The sequence below is a fragment of the Microcystis sp. M_OC_Ca_00000000_C217Col genome (assembly GCF_007095585.1).
Taxonomy (GTDB): Bacteria; Cyanobacteriota; Cyanobacteriia; order Cyanobacteriales; family Microcystaceae; genus Microcystis; species Microcystis panniformis.
The window spans coordinates 1-7,765 of sequence record NZ_SFBV01000061.1; the positions used below are offsets into that span (position 1 = coordinate 1).

Annotated in this window: 7 protein-coding genes; 3 read left to right on the plus strand and 4 right to left on the minus strand. The window is 39.3% G+C overall.

Features of this window, described 5'->3' with window-relative positions; all coding sequences use genetic code 11:
- Positions 1-143: 143 nt before the first annotated feature.
- The 4 genes from EWV66_RS03655 to EWV66_RS03670 all read right to left on the minus strand — a co-directional run bounded on the left by EWV66_RS03655 (position 144) and on the right by EWV66_RS03670 (position 5,481).
- Positions 144-3,470 (minus strand): tetratricopeptide repeat protein, encoded by a 3,327-nt coding sequence (locus EWV66_RS03655; RefSeq protein WP_287108725.1) that lies wholly within the window; start codon positions 3,468-3,470, stop codon positions 144-146.
- 194 nt (positions 3,471-3,664) lie between these two features.
- Entirely contained in the window at positions 3,665-4,075 is a 411-nt protein-coding gene (locus tag EWV66_RS03660) for a type II toxin-antitoxin system VapC family toxin (protein WP_012264691.1), read from the minus strand.
- Complete coding sequence (locus tag EWV66_RS03665; RefSeq protein WP_002758926.1) at positions 4,062-4,322, minus strand: hypothetical protein; 261 nt, start codon at positions 4,320-4,322, stop codon at positions 4,062-4,064. Before EWV66_RS03665 ends, EWV66_RS03660 begins: the two co-directional genes overlap by 14 nt.
- A 124-nt stretch (positions 4,323-4,446) precedes the next feature.
- Positions 4,447-5,481, minus strand: a complete 1,035-nt coding sequence (locus tag EWV66_RS03670; RefSeq protein ID WP_287115906.1) for a hypothetical protein — start codon at positions 5,479-5,481, stop codon at positions 4,447-4,449.
- 263 nt (positions 5,482-5,744) lie between these two features.
- Between EWV66_RS03670 and EWV66_RS03675 the strand changes: the two genes are divergently transcribed.
- The 3 genes from EWV66_RS03675 to EWV66_RS03685 all read left to right on the plus strand — a co-directional run.
- Positions 5,745-6,356, plus strand: coding sequence for a calcium-binding protein (locus EWV66_RS03675; RefSeq protein WP_052275619.1), 612 nt, complete (start codon positions 5,745-5,747; stop codon positions 6,354-6,356).
- 265 nt (positions 6,357-6,621) lie between these two features.
- Positions 6,622-7,221, plus strand: coding sequence for a hypothetical protein (locus EWV66_RS03680; protein WP_052275618.1), 600 nt, complete (start codon positions 6,622-6,624; stop codon positions 7,219-7,221).
- 209 nt (positions 7,222-7,430) lie between these two features.
- A partial coding sequence (locus EWV66_RS03685) for an RNA-guided endonuclease InsQ/TnpB family protein (protein ID WP_287108730.1) occupies positions 7,431-7,765 on the plus strand: 335 nt, incomplete at its 3' end.

Below are 7,765 nucleotides of genomic sequence, written 5' to 3' on the forward strand. Positions count from 1 at the left end.
GACTCTGTGTAAGACAGTACATGGTTTTTTAACTGTGGTATGCGACGGTGGTGGAAGCAGAAACTTAAATCGTGAGGTTTAGGAATCGCCGCACTTTTAGGGCGGCGAGGATGTCAATTCAGATTTTGTTCCTTGCTCGCCTGTCAAAATGGTAAAAGCGGAAGACCGGCTGGATTCCCTAAACAAATAAAAGCAGCCCAATACTTAGGAGCTTCATAAGGGCGTTCTAAATCAGATTTTTGACTTAATTCACGCAAATGGGCAGCAGTTCCTATACTGTGTTTTTCTGCCGATTTGATGGCATCTTCCGTTAGCCATTGGGAACGCATTTTGGCGATGGTGAGACGCTGGAGGCTAGATTTGGCTTTTCTCAAAGCTTCTGCTTTGCTAAGTTTGGCTTTCAGGAGATAATAATAGAAATACTGCATTAAGATAGTGGTAGCCACATCCTCCACTTTCCAAAGGCTGATAATAACGGTTTTTGCTCCTGCTTGGATGAAGGAACGACGCAAACCGATGAGGGTTTCTCCTGTGTAGAGGTCTCCTAAGGCGGTTTCACAGGCGGAGGTAACGACTAACTCTGTCCCTGCTAAGTTGATAGATTGCACGTCTAGGGAAGTTAATAAGCCATCTTCGGCTTCTTCGGGTAGTTTACCGCCGTTTAACATCGTATTCACCCCCGCAAAGGCTAAACCTGAACGCAACAGGGGATTTTGTCTGGTGCCGACTTGGAATCTTTCTGAGGCGGAAAGACTCGATAACATGAAGTTTTGGTTAATTGTGTCCAGTTCGGGGGTTATATCGCCGAGAAAGTAGCCATGAGTAGCGATATGGAGAATATACGGGGCTTTTTGGGCTTTGGAGACAAGAGGTTTTAAAGCTTTGGCGGCGGTAACGGGTTTGACTCTGAGTATTTTAGCGATTTTTTCGCCTTCGATTTCGGCGCCGGGGAGGGAGTTGAATATTTGTCCTTGTCTAGAGGTGGCTAAATCGCGTAAGGATGGTTTAAAGGGGAATTTTTCCTCATTTTCGGCAGTTGATGGCGTGTTTTCGGGACTAGCTAAGTTATAGTCAGGGTTAGCGATAACGAGAGGATAGGTGACTTTGGCGGGAATTTTGGCTTTAAAGCGCAGGATGTCTCGCCCTACATTTAAGAAGTTGCAGCGATATTCATCCATTAAGTAGCTGCCTTTATCGGTGGGTAAAATTTCAAAGGGTAAGCAGTTTAATTCGCCATCGGGACAGATAATTAATTCTTGGCTGAGATAAGGCTTGATTTTCTGAAAAATAAGCTGGCTTAGTTCAATTTTTGACAGTATATCCTCTTTTTTCTTAAATACGGCCACACTTAATCCTCGTGGGTTTTCTACCGACTCCCGAAACTCTTTCACTAATTTGTCTATGGGTTCAGCTTCTCCTAAATCTATCATAGTTAGCTGTTCTGGGGCTTGGGCAGGTAGGATAAAGGCGAGATAGCGAGGGGGAAAGGATGCAGCGTCACCGTTGGCGGGAATTGCCTGAAAATTGTAGTTATTAAACCTGAAAAATTCAATTAGAGTAGTTCCTTGGGGTAATTCTAAGGCGATGGTACGAAAATCAGCGTTTTGCAGTTCTTTTTCGAGGTTAAGTTCGGGGATATTTAATTCTCGTTCGAGGTTTTCTGCTTGTTGTTCGAGGGATTTAATTTCTTGTTGGTAGTAGGGAAGTTGTTCGGGGGTGGGTATATCAAAACAGCGTTTGGCGAGTTGTTGCCTAATTTGTTGCCATTGTTGGAGTTTGGGGGCAAGATGGGCGTATTGTTGGGATAAAAGGGCGATTTTTTGCAGGATGGCGGTTTCGGTTGCGATCGCTTTTCGTCTTAAGATGAGGTTATAAGCAGATTGTACCGCTTCGGGGCTATTAGGAAAGTGCTGGAAAACTAGGGAGAGAAATGTTTCTACTTTATGGTAGTTTTGTATAAGATAAATGATGCGTTGTTTATCGGTGCTGATACTAAAGATTTTCGAGATAGTTTTTAAGTCAATATCTGCCGCTTCTTGCATTAATTTTAGTGCTTCTTCTGGGTGGTTGGTTGCTGTATATAAAAGGGCTAAATTATATAAAAAATATGCAAAGTGGGGATGTTTACTCCCAAGACTTTGATGGCGAATTTTTAAGGCTTGTTGTAACAGAGGTATAGCTTCCCCATACTCCCCCATTGACTTGTATAAAAGGGCTAAATCATTTAAACAAGCAGCATAGTGAGGATGGTCAGTTCCAATAGTTTTCCGTTCAATCTCTAGAGCTTTTTGATAGAAGGATAAAGCATCTTTATACTGTTTAATTGAATGATATAAATTAGCTAAAATATGCAGGCAAACTGCATATTTATGATGGTTATTTCCAATACTTTTATGTTGAATCTCTAGGACTTGTTGCAACAGAGGTAAAGCATCTTCATACTGTCCCATTGACTGATATAATATGGCTAAGTTATTCAGAGCATGAGCATAGTCGGGGTGGTCAGTACCTAAACTTTTGCCAAGAATTTCGAGAGCTTGTTGATGAAGAGGTAAAGCTTGCTCATACTGTCCCATTGACTCATATAATACAGCTAAGTTATTCAGACAAGTAGCATAGTCAGGGTGGTCAGTACCTAGAATTTTACCACTAATTTCGAGAGCTTGTTGAGAGAGAGGTAAAGCTTGCTCATACTGTCCCATTGACCTATATAATACGGCTAAATTATATAGAGACTCAGCATAGTTAGGGTGGTCAGTACCTAGAATTTTACCAATAATTTTGAGAGCTTGTTGAGAGAGAGGTAAAGCTTGCTCATACTGTCCCATTGACTCATATAATACAGCTAAGTTATTTAGAAAAGCAGCATAGTCGGGGTGGTCAGTACCTAGAATTTTACCAATAATTTTGAGAGCTTGTTGAGAGAGAGGTAAAGCTTGCTCATACTGTCCCATTGACCTATATAATACGGCTAAATTATATAGAGAATCAGCATAGTTAGGGTGGTCAGTACCTAGAATTTTACCACGAATTTCGAGAGCTTGTTGATGGAGAGGTAAAGCTTGCTCATACTGTCCCATTGACTCATATAATACAGCTAAGTTATTCAGACAAGTAGCATAGTCAGGGTGTTCAGTACCTAAACTTTTACCAAGAATTTCGAGAGCTTGTTGATAGAGAGGTAAAGCTTGCTTATACTGTCTCATTAACTGATGTAATACGGCTAAGTTATCCAAATAAATAGCATAGTCAAGGTGGTCAGTACCTAAACTTTTACCAAGAATTTCGAGAGCTTGTTGATAGAGAGGTAAAGCTTGCTTATACTGTCCTATTGACTTATATAATAGGGCTAAAATATTCAAAGAATCAGCATAAATAACCTCATTAGTTAGTGAGTAACTTTTGGCTAAATCACAGGTTTGTTGAGCGAAGATAATCCCTTGCTCATATTGCCCCTGCTGATATAGCATTCCTAGGGTTTGGTTATACTGTTGTATCTGGTTAATTATGGATTGATTGATGTTACTATCTTCCTTTAATAAACTAAGTTTTTGTTGCTGATTATTGTTGCTGATTGATCAGAGTGATTAATGGGTTTTTCTACCACCTTAAACCGCTTATAAAACACCTCACTATTACCCTGATTACCCTGAATAAATATCTCCTACAATAAGTTGTTAAAAACCTCCGTATTGTTCCAACGATAGATACTGAAATCTCGACGATCAACAGTTAATATTCTTCCATGTCCTAGATGCTCTGCTAATACAATCAAAGAAGCGTCTGCCATATCCATCGGTAAGTTAGCGTAACGATCCATTAATTCAATCATTCGTTCAATATGATGATTTTGTAAATGAAATATTTCAAAGTTATCGTTAACCAATCCCTGCAAAAAGTTGATTTGCGCCTGATTACCTATTCTGGCTAAGAGTAAATAACAGGTTTCGGTGATAACAGGATAGGTGGTAATTAAGGCTTCATTTTGACTATAAATAGTTTGAATGGCTAACGAGTGATCTTTGTCTTTTCGATTGCCAAGAGCGAGAAAGAATCCTGTATCAGCAATGATCATTTTTTTCGGATAGGAGTGAATGCAAAATGTTTTCTGAGTTTTCGGCAAAGTCAGCCTCTGCTTCAAAGCTACCGATAAAGGAACTTTGTTTTAATTTAGCTAGGGGATCGTGTGTTTTTTCTTGGAGTTGTTGATAGCGTAGTTCAATGGCTTGTTGAATGGTTTCTAAAGTATTTTCTTGGGTGGTTTGTTGAATATAGGCTAGTTTTTGAGCGTGTTCATCGTCTAGTTGAATGGAAATTTGCATTGTTTTTTCCTATTTTATGGGCAATTACTGTTGACAATGGGCAAGGGCAATCGCTGGCATGATGCGATCTAGTTATACTATTGTATCTGGTTAATTATGGCTTGATTCATGTTACTATACTCCTTTAATAAACTAAGTTTTTGTTGTTGATTATTGTTGCCGATTGCTCAGAGTAATTAATTGTTTGTTCCACCACCTTAAACCGCTTATAAAACACTTCACTATTACCCTGTTGACCCAATTTAATAAATATCTCCTCAAGACGCTCTTGACTTAAGATAATATCTGTAGGGTCACATTCCCCATTAACCCAAGATAACTCAATGGGTTGCTCTGTGACAATTGCCAGAAAATATTCATCTCCTACTGCATCATATTGGAAAAATCGAGCCAGTCCTTCAGACGGGGGTAAACGAAGTCCTTCTGACAGCTTAGTATAAGGAACATAGGCAAATGCTCTTGAAGGACTAAAGAGATAAAAATTTCCTTCTACCGTCTCATTAATTAACAATAAATATTTACCATTGTCAGGTAAATCAACCCATAAATAATGGGGCTTGTTAAGATAAATATAATTACCCTTATCTGGCTCTGGCTTAATTACAGTACCATTCATAACTAGACCCCTTTTTGAACTCCCGTTTGAGGCTCCTCCATTAGGGGATTTTTCTACCTCAAAATTTTCATTAATATCCAGCATCGTTAACTTATTACAAGCAGGTGCAGCAACTTCTTTTGCTAATTCCCAACCCATCCGAGGAAATTTTTTCTCCCATAACCATTGATAAGTCACTTGATGAGGTTCAATTGAATTCTGAGGTTTTCCTTTCTTCTCATATTTAGTAGTAATTAAATTGACACTTAATTCTAATCCATCGTCTATCATCGCTTGTTTAAACACATCTACCATTATTCTCCTAATTCTTTTCGCATATTCATTAATAGTTGCTTCCGTATAATGAAGATTATGCTTATCTTTCATTATTTCGACAATTTCACTTCTTTTTTTATCTTGATTTTTTGGATTATATAGAAGTTGAAATAAACAACTATGATCTTGATTTTTTATCAAACCAGTACTTTGCAAGATCTGGTTTAGAAATGCTTTTTGCAATAGGTCTTTATCTTTAGTTCCTATCCTGTCAGGAATGCCAACCATTTTTAGTTCAAAAATAATCAAAAAATTAATGGAGATATTTAGAGATTACATCATTTTCTCGGATTTGTCAATATTTTGATGAGAAAGAGAAAGCACTGTTATTAATTGTTATTTAAAGTTATGTACGGTTATTTAGAGCTATTTAGAGTTATTTAGAGTTGTTGGCTGATACCAATTTGTTATTCAGTATCTATTGAATGTTATTTGCTCTGAATGTTTGACTTGAATCATCAACTTAATTAATTCACAGGAGTTGACAGCTAATGCCAGTTTACAACGGTACAATTTACAATGACTTCTTGTTCGGCAGTTTCGGTAATGACACCATGTACGGGAATGAAGGGAATGATAGCATTTACGGCCAAGGAGGCAACGACTACATCGACGGTGGAATAGGCAACGACTACATTGATGGTGGAGATGGTGCAGATATCATCTTCGGCCGCGCTGGAAATGACAATGTCTTCGGCGGAAACGGTAGTGACTTGCTCATTGGCGAAGCGGGTGCTGACACTTTATCAGGCGGAAACGACACTGATTATCTCTTTGGCGGAGCCGACAACGATGTTCTATTAGGAGGCGCTGGGAATGACTTTGTCTATGGCGGCTATGGCAATGATATCCTCACTGGCGGCACTGGTGCCGATGCCTTTTTTTTCGGTTCTCTTCTAGAAGGAGTTGACGTAATCAAGGATTTTCAGTGGATAGAGGGCGATGTCATCCAAATCAGTAAGTCCGGATTTAATGCTAGTAGCCTTAGCCAATTTAACTACAATAGCTTAACAGGTGGGTTAAGTTTTCTTGGGCAACAATTCGCAACCATTGAAAATCGCCCCGCCGGGTTTGCTGTCTCTTTCGATGTTCAGCTTATTTAACTAATTGGGAGTGGGCGGGCGAATCTTTTGGTTCGCCTGTTCCAGACGACTGGGGAATTTTTGCTCACTGGTCAAACTAAAAGCATGAACCTTGTTCTCAAGGAACAAAAGATAACGGCTCTTCTCGACTTTGTGTGATAATTTTTGCTTATGGAATCGTGAAATGTTGACTGAGAAGGACTTTTACGACTATTTTGCCGAAGAAACTATCAGTATAGGCTTCGTTTCCACACATAAAAGAATTAATTTTTGAGGAGCAACAAAAATGTTCAATCCCTGCAACCCCAAATATCCCTTATTTACTTTTGCTCTTGCTTTATTCGTTGGCGGTATTACTAATCTAAGCAGTGCAGCAGAGTTTAAATTTCCTGATCAGGTTGATATTTACGTTAAATCCTTAGGAGGTGGTGCTGGTGCCAATTCTGAGTTTGGTCTTGGGACTACTTCAGAAAACTTTGTTCCGGTTCTTTCAGGATTGCCGAATAATCCATCAACAAACAGTGAGGTTTTTTTGGGGTCTTTTAATCCAGATCAACCAATTCCACTGGCGGTTCTAACTAACTGGAATGGTCAAAGTTTTTTCGCTACAATTGGAGGCACAGATAGGGCTTCACAAATAGTTTTTTCAGATCTAGATAATAGCCTTGGTTTCGGAGGAAATACATTTGAGTTACTAGATACTAATATCTTCTTAGCTCATCTTGATGACGCTGCATCTTTCACTGTAGATGATGATGACGATGATGTTCTTGTTCAGATTCGTGTTGCATCTAAAAGAACGACTCCAGAATCCAGCAGCGTTCTTGCTTATATTACCCTTGGGGGTTTAATACTAGGGAGTGCTATCCGCAAAGCCAGAAAGTGATCGCAGATATTGTAGCTCGCTATTGGGTTGTTGTCAGCTGAGACCTTGGGGTAGCAGATAGATATCTAGAACATCTTTACTGACATCGCTCCCCACCCATGTTTTTTCTTGTGTCATCGAAAATTTTGGGTCTGAAACCCCGTCGTTCTACGACGGCTTTACTGTTAAATATGAGCATCGTTTACGAAATATATGCTAAAACGTGAGGTATGGAAAAAGCCTACTCGTTTCGATTTTACCCCACACCAACACAAGAGTCGCTATTGCGGCGCACATTGGGCTGTGTAAGATTAGTTTACAACAAAGCTCTCCACGAACGAACACAAGCATGGTACGAAAAGCAAGAAAGAGTAGGCTACGCTCAAACTTCTTCAATGCTAACCGATTGGAAAAAACAAGAAGAATTAGACTTTTTAAACGAAGTAAGCTGTGTACCTTTACAACAAGGGTTAAGACATTTACAAACAGCTTTTACCAATTTCTTTGCTGGTCGTACTAAGTATCCTAACTTTAAGAAAAAACATCAGGGAGGAAGTGCCGAATT

What these genes read in the sequence shown, in the direction of transcription:
- EWV66_RS03655 (WP_287108725.1), bottom strand. Translation starts at nt 3,470, where the DNA reads ATGCTATATCAGCAGGGGCAATATGAGCAAGGGATTATCTTCGCTCAA.
- EWV66_RS03660 (WP_012264691.1), bottom strand. Translation starts at nt 4,075, where the DNA reads ATGATCATTGCTGATACAGGATTCTTTCTCGCTCTTGGCAATCGAAAA.
- EWV66_RS03665 (WP_002758926.1), bottom strand. Translation starts at nt 4,322, where the DNA reads ATGCAAATTTCCATTCAACTAGACGATGAACACGCTCAAAAACTAGCC.
- EWV66_RS03670 (WP_287115906.1), bottom strand. Translation starts at nt 5,481, where the DNA reads ATGGTTGGCATTCCTGACAGGATAGGAACTAAAGATAAAGACCTATTG.
- EWV66_RS03675 (WP_052275619.1), top strand. Translation starts at nt 5,745, where the DNA reads ATGCCAGTTTACAACGGTACAATTTACAATGACTTCTTGTTCGGCAGT.
- EWV66_RS03680 (WP_052275618.1), top strand. Translation starts at nt 6,622, where the DNA reads ATGTTCAATCCCTGCAACCCCAAATATCCCTTATTTACTTTTGCTCTT.